This window comes from Arthrobacter sp. 10N418, assembly GCF_056394725.1.
Genome location: NZ_JBFTIK010000001.1, coordinates 206,697 through 221,899, shown reverse-complemented (window position 1 = coordinate 221,899; position 15,203 = coordinate 206,697). Strand labels below are relative to the sequence as shown.

Annotated in this window: 15 protein-coding genes and 1 pseudogene; 6 read left to right on the top strand and 10 right to left on the bottom strand. The window is 66.2% G+C overall.

What is annotated here, in order from left to right; all coding sequences use genetic code 11:
- The first annotated feature begins 1 nt into the window (after position 1).
- Entirely contained in the window at positions 2-2,230 is a 2,229-nt protein-coding gene (locus AC1DCZ_RS00950; protein WP_476972990.1) for a molybdopterin oxidoreductase family protein, read from the top strand.
- Positions 2,227-3,807, top strand: a complete 1,581-nt coding sequence (locus AC1DCZ_RS00945) for an FAD-dependent oxidoreductase (protein ID WP_476972989.1) — start codon at positions 2,227-2,229, stop codon at positions 3,805-3,807. Before AC1DCZ_RS00950 ends, AC1DCZ_RS00945 begins: the two co-directional genes overlap by 4 nt.
- On the opposite strand, the gene AC1DCZ_RS00940 is transcribed toward AC1DCZ_RS00945, so the two are convergent.
- The 3 genes from AC1DCZ_RS00940 to AC1DCZ_RS00930 are packed head-to-tail and all read right to left on the bottom strand — an operon-like array spanning position 3,804 to position 6,096.
- Entirely contained in the window at positions 3,804-4,586 is a 783-nt protein-coding gene (locus AC1DCZ_RS00940) for an amino acid ABC transporter ATP-binding protein (protein WP_476972988.1), read from the bottom strand. The two genes, AC1DCZ_RS00945 and AC1DCZ_RS00940, sit on opposite strands and share 4 nt — an antisense overlap.
- Positions 4,573-5,238 carry an amino acid ABC transporter permease gene (locus AC1DCZ_RS00935; protein ID WP_476972987.1) on the bottom strand — a complete coding sequence of 222 codons (666 nt, stop codon included), beginning with the start codon at positions 5,236-5,238 and terminating at the stop codon, positions 4,573-4,575. The genes AC1DCZ_RS00940 and AC1DCZ_RS00935 overlap by 14 nt, the downstream gene beginning before the upstream one ends.
- Positions 5,239-5,274: 36 nt before the next feature.
- Positions 5,275-6,096 carry an amino acid ABC transporter substrate-binding protein gene (locus tag AC1DCZ_RS00930; RefSeq protein ID WP_476972986.1) on the bottom strand — a complete coding sequence of 274 codons (822 nt, stop codon included), beginning with the start codon at positions 6,094-6,096 and terminating at the stop codon, positions 5,275-5,277.
- Positions 6,097-6,391: 295 nt separating this feature from the next.
- On the opposite strand from AC1DCZ_RS00930, the gene AC1DCZ_RS00925 reads away from it, so the two are divergent.
- On the top strand, positions 6,392-6,613 hold the full coding sequence (locus AC1DCZ_RS00925; RefSeq protein WP_476894955.1) for a hypothetical protein: 222 nt from the start codon (positions 6,392-6,394) through the stop codon (positions 6,611-6,613).
- A gap of 136 nt (positions 6,614-6,749) precedes the next feature.
- Here AC1DCZ_RS00925 and AC1DCZ_RS00920 read toward each other — a convergent pair whose 3' ends face one another.
- On the bottom strand, positions 6,750-7,097 hold the full coding sequence (locus AC1DCZ_RS00920; RefSeq protein ID WP_476972985.1) for a hypothetical protein: 348 nt from the start codon (positions 7,095-7,097) through the stop codon (positions 6,750-6,752).
- 271 nt (positions 7,098-7,368) lie between these two features.
- On the opposite strand from AC1DCZ_RS00920, the gene AC1DCZ_RS00915 reads away from it, so the two are divergent.
- Complete coding sequence (locus AC1DCZ_RS00915; protein ID WP_476972984.1) at positions 7,369-8,052, top strand: hypothetical protein; 684 nt, start codon at positions 7,369-7,371, stop codon at positions 8,050-8,052.
- Positions 8,053-8,081: 29 nt separating this feature from the next.
- On the opposite strand, the gene AC1DCZ_RS00910 is transcribed toward AC1DCZ_RS00915, so the two are convergent.
- A complete protein-coding gene (locus tag AC1DCZ_RS00910) occupies positions 8,082-8,618 on the bottom strand; it encodes a flavodoxin domain-containing protein (protein ID WP_476972983.1) in 537 nt (178 codons plus the stop codon).
- Positions 8,619-8,842: 224 nt separating this feature from the next.
- Here AC1DCZ_RS00910 and AC1DCZ_RS00905 point away from each other — a divergent pair, with 224 nt between their 5' ends.
- Complete coding sequence (locus AC1DCZ_RS00905) at positions 8,843-10,300, top strand: benzaldehyde dehydrogenase (RefSeq protein ID WP_476972982.1); 1,458 nt, start codon at positions 8,843-8,845, stop codon at positions 10,298-10,300.
- 327 nt (positions 10,301-10,627) lie between these two features.
- The gene (locus tag AC1DCZ_RS00900; protein ID WP_476972981.1) at positions 10,628-12,058 is read left to right on the top strand and encodes a UDP-glucose dehydrogenase family protein; all 1,431 of its coding nucleotides are present in this window, start codon (positions 10,628-10,630) and stop codon (positions 12,056-12,058) included.
- Between the two features lie 620 nt (positions 12,059-12,678).
- Here the strand turns inward: AC1DCZ_RS00900 and AC1DCZ_RS00895 are convergent.
- The 5 genes and pseudogenes from AC1DCZ_RS00895 to AC1DCZ_RS00875 form a co-directional block, all read right to left on the bottom strand.
- Entirely contained in the window at positions 12,679-12,963 is a 285-nt protein-coding gene (locus AC1DCZ_RS00895; protein ID WP_476972980.1) for a hypothetical protein, read from the bottom strand.
- A 407-nt stretch (positions 12,964-13,370) separates the two neighbouring features.
- A pseudogene (locus tag AC1DCZ_RS00890) lies at positions 13,371-14,231 on the bottom strand (IS3 family transposase); the annotation flags it as partial.
- Entirely contained in the window at positions 14,225-14,464 is a 240-nt protein-coding gene (locus AC1DCZ_RS00885; protein ID WP_476973078.1) for a helix-turn-helix domain-containing protein, read from the bottom strand. The gene AC1DCZ_RS00885 and the pseudogene AC1DCZ_RS00890, both read right to left, overlap by 7 nt.
- Entirely contained in the window at positions 14,428-14,712 is a 285-nt protein-coding gene (locus AC1DCZ_RS00880) for a helix-turn-helix domain-containing protein (protein WP_476972979.1), read from the bottom strand. Before AC1DCZ_RS00880 ends, AC1DCZ_RS00885 begins: the two co-directional genes overlap by 37 nt.
- Before the next feature lie 135 nt (positions 14,713-14,847).
- Positions 14,848-15,054, bottom strand: a complete 207-nt coding sequence (locus AC1DCZ_RS00875) for a hypothetical protein (protein ID WP_476894949.1) — start codon at positions 15,052-15,054, stop codon at positions 14,848-14,850.
- Between the last annotated feature and the right edge of the window lie 149 nt (positions 15,055-15,203).

Below are 15,203 nucleotides of genomic sequence, written 5' to 3'. Positions count from 1 at the left end.
CATGACCAACGGCGCCGACACGCACTGCCCCTACTGCGCCCTGCAGTGCGCCATGACGCTGAGTGCCCCGGCGGCGCTGGCCCCGGCTGACCAGCCGGGGCCAGCGCCCGTGCCTGCAGCACGGTCCGGGGACGCGCCACTCGTGGATGTCAGCGGACGCGACTTCCCCACCAACCGCGGCGGCCTGTGCCGCAAGGGCTGGACGTCGGCGTCGCTGCTGAACCATCCCGGACGGGTCACGGAGCCCCTGCTCAAGGGCCCCGACGGCGTGCACCGCCCGGTCAGCTGGGACGAGGCCCTCATGCTTGCCGCCTCCGCAGTGAAGCAGACACGCGACATCCACGGCGCGGACGCCGTCGGCGTGTTCGGCGGCGGCGGGCTGACCAACGAGAAGGCCTACCAGCTGGGCAAATTCGCCCGGCTGGCCCTCGGCACTTCCCGGATCGACTACAACGGACGGTTCTGCATGTCCTCGGCCGCCGCGGCAGGGATGCGCGCCTTCGGCCTGGACCGGGGCCTGCCGTTCCCGCTGGCGGACCTCGACGCCGCAAGCACCATCCTGATGCTCGGCTCCAACGTCGCCGAGACCATGCCGCCGTTCGTGCAGCACCTGCAGGGCGCACGGGACGCCGGCGGCCTCATCGTGGTGGACCCCCGCCGCTCAGCCACCGCCGCGTTCACCTCCGACGGCGGCGGGCTGCACCTGCAGCCGCTGCCCGGCACCGACCTCGCCCTCCTCCTGGGCCTGGCCCACGTGGTGATCCACGAAGGCCTGGCAGATACTGACTACATCGCGGCCCGCACCACCGGCTACGAGGCCCTCGCCCGCAGCGTCGCCTCCTACTGGCCCGAGCGCGTCCAGTCCCTCACCGGCGTCCCTGCCGGACTCATCCGGGACACCGCCCGCCGGCTGGCCGACGGCGCACGGCAGGGCGGCAGCTACATCCTGACCGGCCGCGGCGTCGAACAGCACGTGGACGGCACGGACACCGCCACGGCCGCCATCAACCTTGCACTCCTGCTGGGCCTGCCGGGGTCCGCCCGCAGCGGCTACGGCACCCTCACCGGCCAGGGCAACGGCCAGGGCGGCCGCGAACACGGCCAGAAGGCCGACCAGCTGCCCGGCTACCGCAAGATCACCGATCCCGCCGCCCGCGCCCACATGGCGAAGGTCTGGGGCGTCCCGGAGGCGCTGATCCCCGGACCCGGAGTCCCCGCCGTCGAACTCCTCCAGTCCCTGGGACAGCCCGACGGCGTCCGCTGCCTCTTCGTGCACGGCGCCAACGTGGCGGTCTCCGCCCCGGACGCCAACGCCGTCATCAAAGGCCTCCGCAGCCTGGATTTCCTGGTGGTCTGCGACTTCTTCCTGTCCGAGACCGCCGCGGAAGCCGACCTGATACTGCCGGTCACCCAGTGGGCCGAGGAGGAAGGTACTCTGACCAACCTTGAGGGTCGCGTGCTCCGACGCCGCCGGGCCCTGGCTCCCCCGCCCGGCGTCCGGAGTGAGCTGTGGATCATGACCCGGCTGGCCGAGGCGCTGCACGCGCCCTCCACCTTCAGCGAGGACCCGGAAACTGTCTTTGAGGAGCTCCGGCTCGCCTCCTCCGGCGGACTGGCTGATTACTCCGGGATCGACTACGCCCTGCTGGACCGCGGCGAGGCCGCGTACTGGCCCTACCCCGCGGGGAGCACCGGCACTCCGCGGCTGTTCCTGGCCGCCTTCGCCCACGCCGACGGACGCGCGGTCTTCTCGGCAGTCTCGCCCCGCCGTCGGGCCTCCTCCGCCCCTGCGGCCGCGGGCGCCGGGGACCGCGGCGGCCGGCAGATAACCCTCATCACCGGGCGGCTCATGGAGCATTACCAGTCCGGCGCCCAGACCCGCCGGGTTGCCCCGCTCATGGCGGCCCAGCCCGAGGCCCGGCTGCAGCTGCACCCCGCGGCGGCCGCGGCGCAGGGCATTGCCGACGGCGACTTCGTCTCTATCGGCAACGACCGCGGCGAAGTCAGGTGCCGCGCCGAGCTGAGCACGGACATCCGCCCCGAAACGGTCTTCCTGCCGTTCCACTTCCCGGAGCTGGAGAGCGCCAACCGGCTCACGGAACCGGCCACGGACCCCATTTCCGGGATGCCGGAGTTCAAAACCAGCACGGTGTGGATCCGTCCGGCGGGCACTGTCCCCAAGACCCGAGTTCCTGAATCCCGTGTTCTTCAAGCCGAGGAGGCCTCATGACTGAGCGGATTGTGGTGGTGGGCTTCGGGCCCGTCGCCGCGAGGCTGATTGACGAGCTGCTGCCGGCCGTGCGCAGCGGACTGGTCCACCTGACAGTCGTCGGCGAGGAGTCCGAGGCGGCGTACAACCGCGTCCTGGTGGCCGATCTCGGCGTCGGCCGGACGACGCCGGACGCCCTGGCCCTCGCGGACGCCGCCGCACTGGTGGCCGACGGCGTCGACGTCCGGTTGGGCGTCCGGGTCCGCCGGGTGGACCGCGCCCGCCAGCAGGTGGTCCTCACCGACGGGGCCTCCCCCGGTTATGACCGGCTGGTGTTCGCCACCGGTTCCCGCCCGGTCATCCCCAACCTCACCGGGCTCAACCCGGACCCGGCTGCGCCGGTGCTGCCGCCGGGAGTGACGGCGCTGCGCGACCTCCGTGACGCCTCCGTCCTTCGGGAAGCCGTGGCCGGCGGCAAGCGCGTCGTGGTCCTCGGCGGCGGCGTGCTGGGCCTGGAGACCGCCTTGGCCGCTGCCGAGGAGGGCGCCACCGTCACCGTTGTGCACAACGGCCCGCATCCCCTCGGCCGGAACATCGACCGCGGTGGCGGCGCCGTCCTGGCGGCGAGCCTGCGGAACTGCGGCGTGCGCGTGGCCGGGAATGCCCGCTCCACCGGCGTGGAGCACGACGCCCCCGACGGCGGGTTCTCGGCGCTGCTGCTCGATGACGGTTCCGCGATTGACGGCGACCTCCTGGTGCTCTCCTGCGGCGTCCGGCCGCGGACCGAACTGGCGGAGGGCTGCGGACTCTCGACCGGCGCCGGCATCCTGGTGGACCACAAGCTCCGCGCCCATCACGAACCCCATATTTTCGCGATCGGCGACTGCGCCGAGGTCCGCTGCCCTGACCCTGGCTGCCTGGCGTGCCGCACCGCCCGGGGACCGTCCGGGCTGGTGGGTCCGGGCTGGCGGCAGGCCGAGTGGCTCGCGGAGTACCTTTTCCTTCTGGCGTCCGGCGCTGAGGCGGAAGCGGACGCGTTGGCGGCGCTGCCGCCGGAAAAGCCCGGCGTGATCGTGTTGAAGGCCCGCGGCATGAACATGGCCGTGGCCGGGGATGTTTCAGCCGAGCTGTGGGACGAGGAGGCCCTGACGGCGGGGGCCGTGAACGGGCGGCCGCGCCTGCAGATCGCCCAGTGGGCCGATCCCGAGCACGGCCGCTACGTGAAGATGACAACCCGCAGCGGGGTGCTCGAGGCCCTGGTGGCGGTAGGGATGCCCCGCACGTCCGCCGAGCTGGTGCAGCTCTTCGAACGCGGCGCCGAGCTCCCCGCTGACCGGTCCCTGCTCCTGCGCCTGGACGGGCCGGACCAGCTCTCCGCCCCCGGTGCCGCCGACCCCGAGCGCACCGTGTGCCGGTGCGCCGGTGTCAGCGGGACGAAGATCCAGGACGCAGTCATCTCCGGCGCGTGCGGGACAGTCGCCGAGGTGTCCGGCGCCACCCGCGCCGGCACTGGCTGCGGCGGGTGCCACGACGACATCCGGGGCATCATCGAGCAGCACTTCCAGGGGGCGGCTGCCTGGGAAAAGGACCTGCTTTAGAACGGATTCAGCAGCCGGTCCACGAACTGGCGCGTGCGTTCTTCCCGCGGGTCGCGCAGCACAGTGTCCGGGTGGCCGCGTTCGACGACGACCCCGCCGTCCATGAAGATCACTTCATCGGCGACCTCGCGGGCGAATGCGAGCTCATGGGTGACCACCACCATGGTCCAGCCTTCGTCTGCCAGCTCCTTGATGACCGTCAGGACGTCGCCCACAAGCTCCGGGTCCAACGCCGACGTCGGCTCGTCAAATAGCAGGAGCTGCGGGCGCAGGGCCAGCGCGCGCACGATGCCGACGCGCTGCTGCTGGCCGCCGGAGAGCTCGAAGGGATAGCTGTCCTCCTTGTCCGCCAGCCCGACGCGGGCCAGCAGTTCCCTGGCCTCCTGCACGGCTTCGGCCTTGGGCCGCTTCTGCACCTGGACCGGGCCTTCGATGACGTTTTCCAGGGCGGTCTTGTGCGGAAAGAGGTTGTAGTGCTGGAACACCATGGCGCTGCGGTCCCGCATGGCAGCCAGCTGTTTCTTCGGCACCGGCGTGGAAAAGTCGACCGTTAGATCGCCGGCGAACGCCACGATGCCGGCGTCGGGAACTTCGAGTCCGTTGAGGCACCGCAGGACCGTCGTCTTGCCTGAACCGGACGGCCCGATCAGGGTGACCACTTCGCCGCGGCGGACGTCCACGTCGATGGATTTGAGCACTTCATGCCGACCAAAGGCCTTGCGGAGTCCGCGGACGGTCAGCAGCGGTGCGTCCGGGAGATCGGAATCAGTGGGCGACATAGCGGTCCAATCTCTTCTCAAGGACGGACTGTCCGCTGGCGAGGACCAGGCAGATGATCCAGTAGATGACGGCTGCTTCCAGGTACAGCAGCATGAATTCCTGGCTGAAGGCCGCCACCTGCTGTGCCTGGCGGAACAGTTCGGTAACGAGGATCAGCGAAGCCAGCGATGTGTCCTTGACCAGGCTGATGAAGGTGTTGGACAGGGGCGGGACCGAGACCCGGGCGGCCTGCGGCAGGATGATCCGCACCAGTGACTGGCGGCGCGACATGCCGATGGTGTGTCCGGCTTCCCACTGGCCCTTCGGCACGGACAGGATGGCCGCCCGGATGACCTCCGCGGCGTAGCCGCCCACGTTCAGGGAGAAGGCGATGATCGCGCTGGGCCAGGGACTGATGGTGATGCCGATGGACGGCAGCCCGTAGAAGATGACAAACAGCTGGACCAGGAGGGGCGTGCCGCGGATAACCGAAATGTAGATCCGCGCAATCGCGGAGAGGAGTGTATTGCGGCTCAGCCGCATCAGGGCCACCAGCAGGGCGAGCAGCAGGCCAAGGCCGAACGACGCCAGCGCCACGGGAATGGTGCCGGTAATCGCGCCCATCAGAATGGGTCCCAGTGACCCCCAGACGAGGTCCCAGTTGATCGTCATGGTCTGGCGCAGCGTTCTTCGACGGTGTCCATCCCGCTACTTGGTGACGTCGGCGTCAAAGTACTTCTGCGAAATCTTCGTCAGGGTGCCGTCGGCCTGCAGCTCGGTCAGGGCTTTGTTGACGGCGTCGCCCAGGCTGGTTGAGCCCTTGCGGAGCGCGAAGGCGCTCAGCGACTTGTCCGTGGTCTCTGCGGCAATCTTGATGCTGTCATCGTGCGCGGTCTTCTGCTGGTCCAGGTAAGTGAGCTTGTCGTTGATGGTCGCGTCGACGCGTCCCTGCTTGAGCAGCGTGATCGCCTGCGCCCAGCCTTCAACCGCCTGCACGTTGGCGCCGCTCTGCTGCGCCAGCTTGTACCAGTTGCTCGTCAGCGACTGCGCCGTCGTCTTGCCCTTGAGGCTGTCGAAAGAGTTGATGCTGTTGTTGTCGGACTTGGTGACAATGACGCCCGTGCTCACGGTGTACGGGGTGGAGAAATCGTATTTCGCCTTGCGTTCGTCCGTGATGGACACCTGGTTGGCGACGACGTCGAACCTCTTGGCTTCGAGGCCGGCGAAGATGGCGTCGAACTGGGTTTCCTGGAAGGACGGCTTGACGCCGAGCTTACCGGCGACGGCGGTGATGATCTCGACGTCGTATCCCGTCAGTTCGCCGCTGCCGTTGGCATGGAACGAGAAGGGCTTGTACGTGCCTTCCGTGCCGACCTTGAGCACGCCTGCGCTCTTCACGTCACTCAAAGACGTGTCCGCGCCGCCCGCCGGCGCGGAACCTGAAGGAGTGGTGGACGCCTGCCCGCAGCCGGCTAAGGCAAGTCCTGCAGCTGCGATGAGGCCGATTACGGAAAGTCGTGTGCGCTTCATGATGGTCCTTCGTCGAGGAGCCGGAAAGGGCTCGCCAGCTGGGCCGCGTGGCGGCAGTCTCCTAGCGACGATAGCAAGATCCCGCCCCGGATGGAGACCCTAAATGACGGCATATGACGCCCCGCCATGAGGCGGCCTTGACGAATGCCCGTTTCGGTGTTGTTCGAAGGAACGTATCGTCGTGTTCGTGTTTGCGCTACGACGGCGCACACCCGGTGGGAAGCAGCACGCTTCGTTATCCGGCGCTTGCGGGATTAAAATAGGGGCATTAAATCCCTTCGAGGACTGGTTGCCCGTGGAGACGATATTCTTCCTGGTCGTAATTCTCATCGCGCTATGGACCCTGCTCGGGCTCTTGCTGAGGCTCAAGAAGAGAACCCGCCACAAGGACTCCAAGTACTATGTGCCCACCTTCAAGGCCAGCTTCGACACGTGGGAGAGTAAATGGACCATGGACCGAAAGCTGCACGAGAGGTGGGATAAGGCACGGTGGCAGCAGGAGTTTAACCGTCCGTAGAGCCGGCCGGCTTCGGCCACCCCAAGCCACCGCTGGATCGGTCCCGGGTTCCCGGCCCCGGAGGCGCAATAGCCTTTTCCGCCGGACACCGTCGCGGCCGCGGTACCCCTTGGTGGACCCGGGGCCCGGCGGGGTCCTACTGCACCGCATTGTCGAACTTCGTTTGCCATTGGGCATGCTCGCGGCCTGCGTCCAGCCTGCGGTTCGCAGTCCATCGAGGCAGGTATTCGGGGGCGCGCATCCCGCGGGCAGGCTTGGGCTCAGGCCGGGACTGGACAGGAGTGGGCTTAGAACGAGTCTGGACGGGCTTGGCCACGGGCCGGATCTGGACGGACTTCCGGGGGTAGCTCGGCTTCGGGTCAGCCGCGGCCCGCTTGGCGTAGGCCACAAGTGCCCAAACGGCGATCCCGGTCAGCGTGAGCGGCCAGTAATAAACCAGTACCGAGATGACGACCAAGATTAGGAATAGCGCGGGGATCCACATGGCCACATTATGCATGTGCTCCACGCCCGGTGGTAGAGGTCGTACTCCCTAAGCAGCCGCACGGATGCCCGCGGCCCTCGCCTGGTTCTGGCCTGCGGGCGCCGCTCCCCTGCGCTGGCCGCGGCCGTCGTCGGCCCGTTGATCACGGGTGTCATCTTTCTGCTCGCGGCGCGGATGGAACGCCGCAGTGCTGCAGGGGCCGACGGATCCGAGGAGGCCCGCGACGTAACGGAAATCGGGCCCGGATCGAATGGCCGGTAGCATCGGGGCCATGAGTGCTGACGACGACGACATCACCGAAGAACTGCTTGCTGACGCCGGGAAGCTCACCGGGCTGGGCCTTGAACTGCTGGGGCTCGACCCGCATCCGGATGAGATGACTCCTGAGCAGCGGCTCCAGTTTGACCCCGAGGACCTGACGGCGATGGCCGCCGTCGACCCGGCCGAGCGGCAAAAATCCGTACGCCAGGCGCGCCTGCTGGCCGGCCTGCTGTGGAACTCCTCGAGCATCCTCATCGACCAGCTTTTCCGTGATCTTGGCTCGCTGAGCAGGCTGGATCTCGTGACCCCGATCGACATTGCCGGGTCCGCGGTCCTGTCCTCGCTGCCACCGCTTTTCGCCGCCAGCTACGACGTGAAATTCACGCAGAAGTTCATCGTGGTCGCAGCAGACGTCACGGCGTCCCTGGTCCGGGGCTGGACCGCCCCGGGGTGCCTTGCAGCCGAGCTCGCCGTCCGGTGCCTACTCGATCAGGCCGAAATCACCGAGGACATCTACGAACTGGATCTCCCGGACGGCTGGCGGCCACAGGTGGAGGAAGTCCTCTTGGAGGACGCTGACAGCGAAGCGCTGTACTCCGGCGACGGCAACGGCGACGCCGGGCGGCTGGGCGTTGAGAACTGGTTCAAGCCCTTCGCCCCGGGAGACGCAGTTCCGCCGTATGCGGCGTCCTAGACCGGCGTGTCCCAGCTCGGCTTGCCCTGCTACGGCGTAGTGGACAGTCCCGCAAGGAAGTCCTCCGTGAACCGTTTCACGCCGTCCCACTCGGTGTAGACGTAGTCGCGGGAGGTGTCCGTATCGGTACTTCCCTTGTCACTGGCGATCTTCTTCATCAGGTGCTTCTTGAGGAACCCGTAGTGGGTGTAAAGCAGTGCGCCGCTGAACAGCCCCACGTGGGCAGGTCGCCAGCCGGTTTCTTCCTCGAACTTCTCCACGAAGCTCTCGGCGTTCTCCTGGTCGCCGTGTGCGGCCAGGCTGACCGAGATGAGGGCGGACGGGAGCCGCTCCAGCTCGGCGCGGTTCCTCAGGACAAAGTCACGGACGTACACCTCGTGCTTGCCGACATGCACGGAGGCGCCCACAATCACACCGTCGTAACCGCCCGGCAGCGAGTCGTCCGTGTGCTTGAGGTCCGCCGTGTCGGCCTGGTGCCCGTGGGCCCTGATCACCTCGGCGACGTAATCCGCGATCTGCGCTGTCTGTCCTTCGACGGTCCCATAGGGGATGAAAATCTTGGCCATGGTCCAGTGTGTCCGCCCTTGGCAGGGAAAAGGTAGGGTCCAACGTCCCCGGGTTCCTGGCAGTCCCCCCACCACGCGAGCCCTGGCATCAGACCATAATCCCAGGCACAGGGCATCGGCCCCTTGACGGCGGCGCCCCGAGAGCATGTCATGGACGCAGGCTACAGCCGCTCCTCGATCGGCAGGCCGACGAGGAGCGAAATCCCACGATGAAAGGACACCGCATGTCCCTGCTCGACTCTTCCCTCTGGGAGGGCAAGATCTACCTCAACGGCTGGCGCGCCGGCGGCGGCGGGACCGGTGACGCCGTCGAACCGGCCACCGGCGAAACCCTCGGGCACTACGGCGTGGCCTCCGTGGACGACGTCCTCGAGGCGGCCACCACCGCGGCGGCCGCGCAGAAGGAATGGGCCCGGCGCAATCCCGAAGACCGAGCCGCCGTGCTGCGCCGGGCCGGGCGGCTCTGGGAGGAGCACGCCGCGGAAATCCAGGACTGGATCGTCCGCGAGTCCGGCGGCATCCCGCCAAAGGCGGCCCTCGAGACGCATATCGCCGCCAACGAATGCTTCGACGCCTCCGCCCTGCCCTCGCTGCCGGCCGGGGACGTACTGACCTCGAACGAGAACCGGTGGTCCTTCGCCCGCCGGCGGCCGGCCGGCGTCGTTTCCGTCATCGCGCCGTTCAACTTCCCCCTGATCCTCTCCATCCGCGCCGTCGCGCCCGCCTTGGCGCTGGGCAACGGCGTGCTCCTCAAACCCGATCCCCGCACGGCGGTCTGCGGCAGCGTGACGCTGATGCGCGTCTTCGAGGAGGCCGGGCTGCCGCCCGGCGTCCTGTCCCTGCTGCCAGGCGGCGCGGAAATCGGCGCGGCCGTCGTCGAGGCACCCGAGGTCAGCGTTATCGCCTTCACAGGTTCGACGGCGGCGGGCCGGAAGGTGGGCGAGGCGGCCGGCCGCCTGCTCAAGCGGGCCCACTTGGAACTGGGCGGCAACAACGCGATCATCGTGCTGCCCGGCGTCGACCTTCCACAGGCCGTGTCCGCGGCGGCCTTCGGATCCTTCATGCACCAGGGGCAGATCTGCATGGCCTCCGGCCGGCACATCGTCCACGAGGACATCTACGAGGACTTCGTCAGCGCCCTTGCGGAGAAGGCGGAACATCTTCCCGTGGGCGACCCCAAGAGCGGCACCGTGGCGCTGGGTCCCGTCATTGACGACAAGCAGCTCCACCGGGTGGACTCGATCGTCCAGGATGCGCTGCAGGGCGGCGCCCGGCTTGCGGCCGGCGGCACCCACGACGGACGGTTCTACCGGCCGACCGTGCTCGCCGACCTCGATCCCGCCAGCCCGGCGTGGAAAGACGAGATCTTCGGCCCTGTGGCGCCGGTGATGAAGTTCTCCACCATCGAGGAGGCAGTTGCCCTGGCAAATGACAACGAATACGGGCTCTCCATCGGCATCCTCGGCGATGTCGGCATGGCCATGACGATCGCCGACCAGCTCGACTCCGGCAAGGTCCACATCAACGAACAGACAGTCTCCGACGAGGCGAACTCGCCCTTCGGCGGCGTCAAGAGCTCCGGCAACGGCTCACGGATCGGCGGGCACCACGCCAATATGGAATCCTTCACGGAAATCCAATGGCTCACCGTCAGGCCGGATATCGCACCGTACCCGTTCTAGTCGGCTGCAAATGCTCCGATGAGGCGCCGCGCGGATGGTGCAGGGACAGCACCCAGGTAGTTGCCCTAAGAAACAAGTGGGCTTCCTCTCCCCACGCAGTGATTTCCGGGGGCATCAAGGGGAATCACTTGTGCAGCGCCTAACAATTGCAGTAGCCCCTATTCGGGCGCGGTCGTGGGTGGCACAAATATGTTTTGAAGGTCGCGGCGAAGCTGCTCAGAGCTGCCGCCATTCAAGGGGGATTCAAAACATATGCCTATTTTCCGGGGCCCATCACCGCTCATTTCCGGTTCCGGTTCCGGTTCCGGTTCCGGTTCCGTGGCAACTGTGCCCCAGAATCCCGCGACGGCGACCGCCCCGGCCATTGTCGATCACCCGAGCATCACCGTCATCGGCACCGGTTACCTCGGTGCCACCCACGCCGTCTGCATGGCACTGCTCGGCTACGACGTCGTCGGCCTGGACGTCGACCAGGCCAAGATCGACCAGCTCGCAGCCGGCATCTTGCCTATTTACGAGCCGGGCCTCGAAGAGAGAATGCAGGAAGCCCTGGCCTCCGGCAAGCTCCGGTTCACCACGGATGTGGCTCTGGCCGCCGCACACGGGGACGTCCACTTCATCTGCGTCGGAACCCCGCAGTCGAAGGGCTCAGACGCCGCGGACCTGAGCTACGTGGACGCTGCCGTCACCACCCTGGCCCGGGAGCTGACCCGCAAGTGCCTCATAGTCGGGAAGTCCACGGTGCCGATGGGGACCGCGGAGCGGCTGACCAGGCTCGTTCACGCCGCAGCACCGGCCGGGAACATCGTGGAACTGGCCTGGAACCCCGAATTCCTGCGCGAGGGCTTCGCCATCAAGGACACCCTCGAACCCGACCGGCTGGTCTTGGGCGCGGAATCGGACTGGGCGCGCGCCCAGCTGGCCGCCTGCTATACCTCCATCATCGAGGCAGGAACCCCGGTGGTATCCACCGACCTCGCCACAGCGGAGCTGGTCAAGGTCGCCGCAAACTCCTTCCTGGCCACCAAGATCTCTTACATCAACGCGATGGCGGAAGTCTGCGAGGCAACCGACGCGGATGTCAGCCACCTGGCCCAGGCCCTCTCCTACGACAGCCGGATCGGCGGGAGATTCCTGAAGCCGGGTCTGGGGTTCGGCGGCGGATGCCTGCCCAAGGACATCCGGGCGTTCGCCCATCGGGCAGAAACGCTGGGCGTGGGGCAAGCTGTCTCGTTCCTGCGCCACGTTGACGCCATCAACCAGCGGAGGCGCCAGCGCGCGGTCGACCTCGTCTGCGAACTGGTCGGCGGTCAACTGCAGGGAGCACGGGTGGCAGCTCTTGGCGCCGCCTTCAAGCCGAACTCGGACGACGTCCGGGACGCGCCGGCCCTCGACGTGGCACGCATGCTCCACGAAGCCGGGGCTGTCGTGACTGTCTATGATCCGGCAGCCATGGCGAACGCCCGCCGCGGCTACCCGGACCTCAACTACGCCACGTCACTCGATGACGCCGTCACGGGAGCCGAAGTGGTGGTCCTGCTCACCGAGTGGGACGAGTTCCGGAACGCGGATCCCGTCCGTCTCGGTGAACTCGTGAAAACCAGGTTCATCGTGGACGGACGGCATGCCCTCGATGCCGACCGTTATCAGGCTGCCGGCTGGGACTACCGCGCACTGGGCATCCCGGTGCGCGCAGGCTCCGTCCCGGCCATCGAGTTCGAGGCCGCCGGGCAAAGGGCTGAACTTGGCGTAGGATAGCCCGGCCACCGTCCGTGCCCAACTCCTGTCCGCGCCCAGCCCCCCGGCCTCAAGACGGGGCCCGGCAGGCTGACATGAAGAAGGGCCCAATGGCGGGTGAACTGGTCCCCGAAAGTTGGACTCGCAAAGACGCGGTGTCTACACTTTAGCGGCCGATGATCGGCTCTTCGCAGAAGGCTCCGTCCCAAGTGGGGGTGGAGCCTCCTTTGCGTTGGAGCATGCCCGGCCCCTTCGCCCGCCGCTTGTCGGCAGGGGTGCTGACTGACATTATCGTGTGCACTCCAAATTGATCTTCAAATCATTTATCCTCAGCCAATGAAGCCCACGACCAGCACCACCCAACAGTGATGCGTTCCCCGGCCCGTCGAAGCATCGTCCGTTACCGTGTGCTACTCGTCGCGGGCATAGTGGTCATGCTCCCGGTTGGCGTAATAGTGGCTACCTTAAGTTCCTGGCTTTTCGGCCATCCGCTAGGAGAAGTCCAAGGTGTCGCAATGTATGTCGTCATCGGCATCTCGGTTCTGTCGATGCTGGCGGCATACGCGGCCATGCTGCGACTCGCCTACATGTTCAAACCCCGAAATGAGAACGGGTGACGGCCGACATTATCGTGTGTCTTTTCAGTCCGCCTTTGATGTGGCAGCCCCCTTCTTGGACTGACGCAACCTGACGAGATTGGCCACGGTCAACGCGAGTGAGATCACAACCAGGACTACGTTCATGACCTGAATTTCACCCTGCGTTCGAATGGCCATCATGAGCGAGATCAGAGCAAACGCAGACCACAGGATGACTTGGAACAGAAGGACACCTGGCCTAGGCATTGCAGGCTTTTTTCCGGGCTCGGTCAAGCCCATGGAGTCCGTCATCCGCAACCAAAAGTTGCGGTATCCGCTGCGCGTCATGGCCCAACCCTAACCGACACCCCAAAGGTTGGAAACGTGCCCGCTATCGCCCCGCGGTGACACCTGACGGCTGACATTATCGTGTGTCTTCTGGCCTCTTTGCGGCTCGTGTGTACAACCACAAGCACACGGCCAAGACAGCGAGGTTCAGGGCCTGCATGCCCCAGTAGAACCCTGTTGCAGGGCGGCCCTCCGCCAACACGGCATACGCGTTGTTGGCTAACCACAACAACGCAAGGTCCCCATAGTCAAAGCTTGGCCTTTGGTCGGCCACTTCCTACGCCTAGCGCCCATGCCCTGAGCCTAACGGCGAGGTCAATAGTCCTCTTGCGGAAGACAAGAGCCAAGGGGGTGGGCGTCTAACGTCGAAGCAGTCCTCGAAAAAGCTGTGCCGCTGAAAACGGATCCTAGGCCGCGAGTGTCTGAGCGCGGTATTGCACCGGGCTTAGGCCGTTTAGTGTTGTGGAGATTCTTTCGGTGTTGTACCAGCGGATGTATTCGTGCAGCCCTGTTGCAAGTGCGTCGGTGCTGAGGAACTGGACCCGGTGGAAAAGCTCTTCCTTGAGGTGTCCGAAGAAGTTTTCTATGACGGCGTTGTCGTAGCAGTTGGCTTTGCGGGACATCGACTGGACCGCGCCGGCGTTCGTCAGGAGTGTGCGCCACGAGGCGTGCTGGTACTGGAATCCTTGGTCGGAGTGCACGAGTGCTTTCTGCCCGTCCTCCAGCGTGGGCAGGGCGCCGCGCAGTGAGGCGTTGGCCAGCTCCAGATTGGGCGAGGTGCCAATGGCGTAGGAGATGATCTGCCGGTCGAAAAGGTCCATGATCGGTGAGAGGTAGAGCTTCCGGTCACCGACGCTGAACTCGGTCACATCGGTGACCCATTTCTGATCTGGGGCGTCGGCTTCGAACTGGCGTTTCAGCAGGTTCGGTGCCACAACGCCCTGCTCGCCCTGGTAGGAGTTGTATCGCTTCCTGCTTCGGACCTTGCAGACGAGGCGCAGTGAACGCATCAGCTTCAGAACGGTCTTCTGGGCGACCGTCCATCCTTGCTCCAGCAGCTCGATATGGATGCGGCGGTGCCCGTACCGGCCATGGTTCTTCTTGAAAATCTCTGTAATCGCGGCCTTCAGGGACGCCCGTGGATCGGGGCCTTGGAGGCGGGACTGGTGATAGAAGAAGAACGTGGACCGGGCCAACCCGGCCACGTCCAGGAGAACTTCCAACCGGTGCTTAGCCTTGAGAGCGATGACAGCGCGAACCTTTAGCGCTGTTCCCCGTCCCTCAAGGCGTTTACTTTTCCCAGGAAGGCGACCTCTGCGCGCAGGCGTTCGTTTTCACGCCGCAGCCGCTGCAGCTCCGGTTCCGGCTGCGCGGGAGCTTCTGGTTTTGTCCTCGGCCGGCCTTTCGGCTTCGGGCGGAGGCCTTCCTCGCCTTGGGCCCGGTACTGCCCCGCCCACACCGCTATCAGGTGTGGCGACGACAGCTCGAGCTCCTTCGCCAGAACACCCTGGTCTCGCCGGCAATATATCGCTGCACAGCGTTGAGCTTGAACTCGAACGAATACGCCCGCTTCACTGGTTTGGTCACGAGAGCAGTATCTCCACGAACGCGCCATCTGTCGTGCAACCGGAGGACAGCTTTCCTACCCACCCCAAGCTTTGTTGCTACAGCCCTGGAGCCCCAACCGATCGCAAACAGCGCCACCGCAGCCTCGCGCTGCTCCTCAGACAACGAACTTCCCTTAAACATAAACTGCTCCCCGTAAGTCAGAACTGAATTTTCAGTCCAACTTTCGGGGAGCAGTTCAGGGCCATTGGGCCCTTCTTCATGTCAGCTTCCCAGCGCCGTGCTGCGCACAGCGTTGGGACAGTAGGAACGCGTCCGCTACCCTGCCTGCTTGGCAACGTCCTGCGCCCAGAGGAAGAACTTGTTCGTCCCCAGGTCCTTGACTGTTGTGATGCCGAACGCGGCCTTCAGATGCTCGCCGTCGGCCTCGGTGACACCCTTGAGGGCGTCGACCGGGGAGTCGGCCAACTCGGCCGCCGACTTGCCGTGGTGTGCCTTGTCGAAATGGTCTTCAATTCCCGCCATTGAATATGCTCCTTCGCAATGCAGCCGAGGACCTGCGGCCACGGCTGCGGCCGGCAGTGCTATATGCACTGGACCACATTCAACGCCCCACGACCCGATCCGTCCAGAGTCTTCGGGCCGCGACCTTGATCACCGCCGGTCGACGAGCG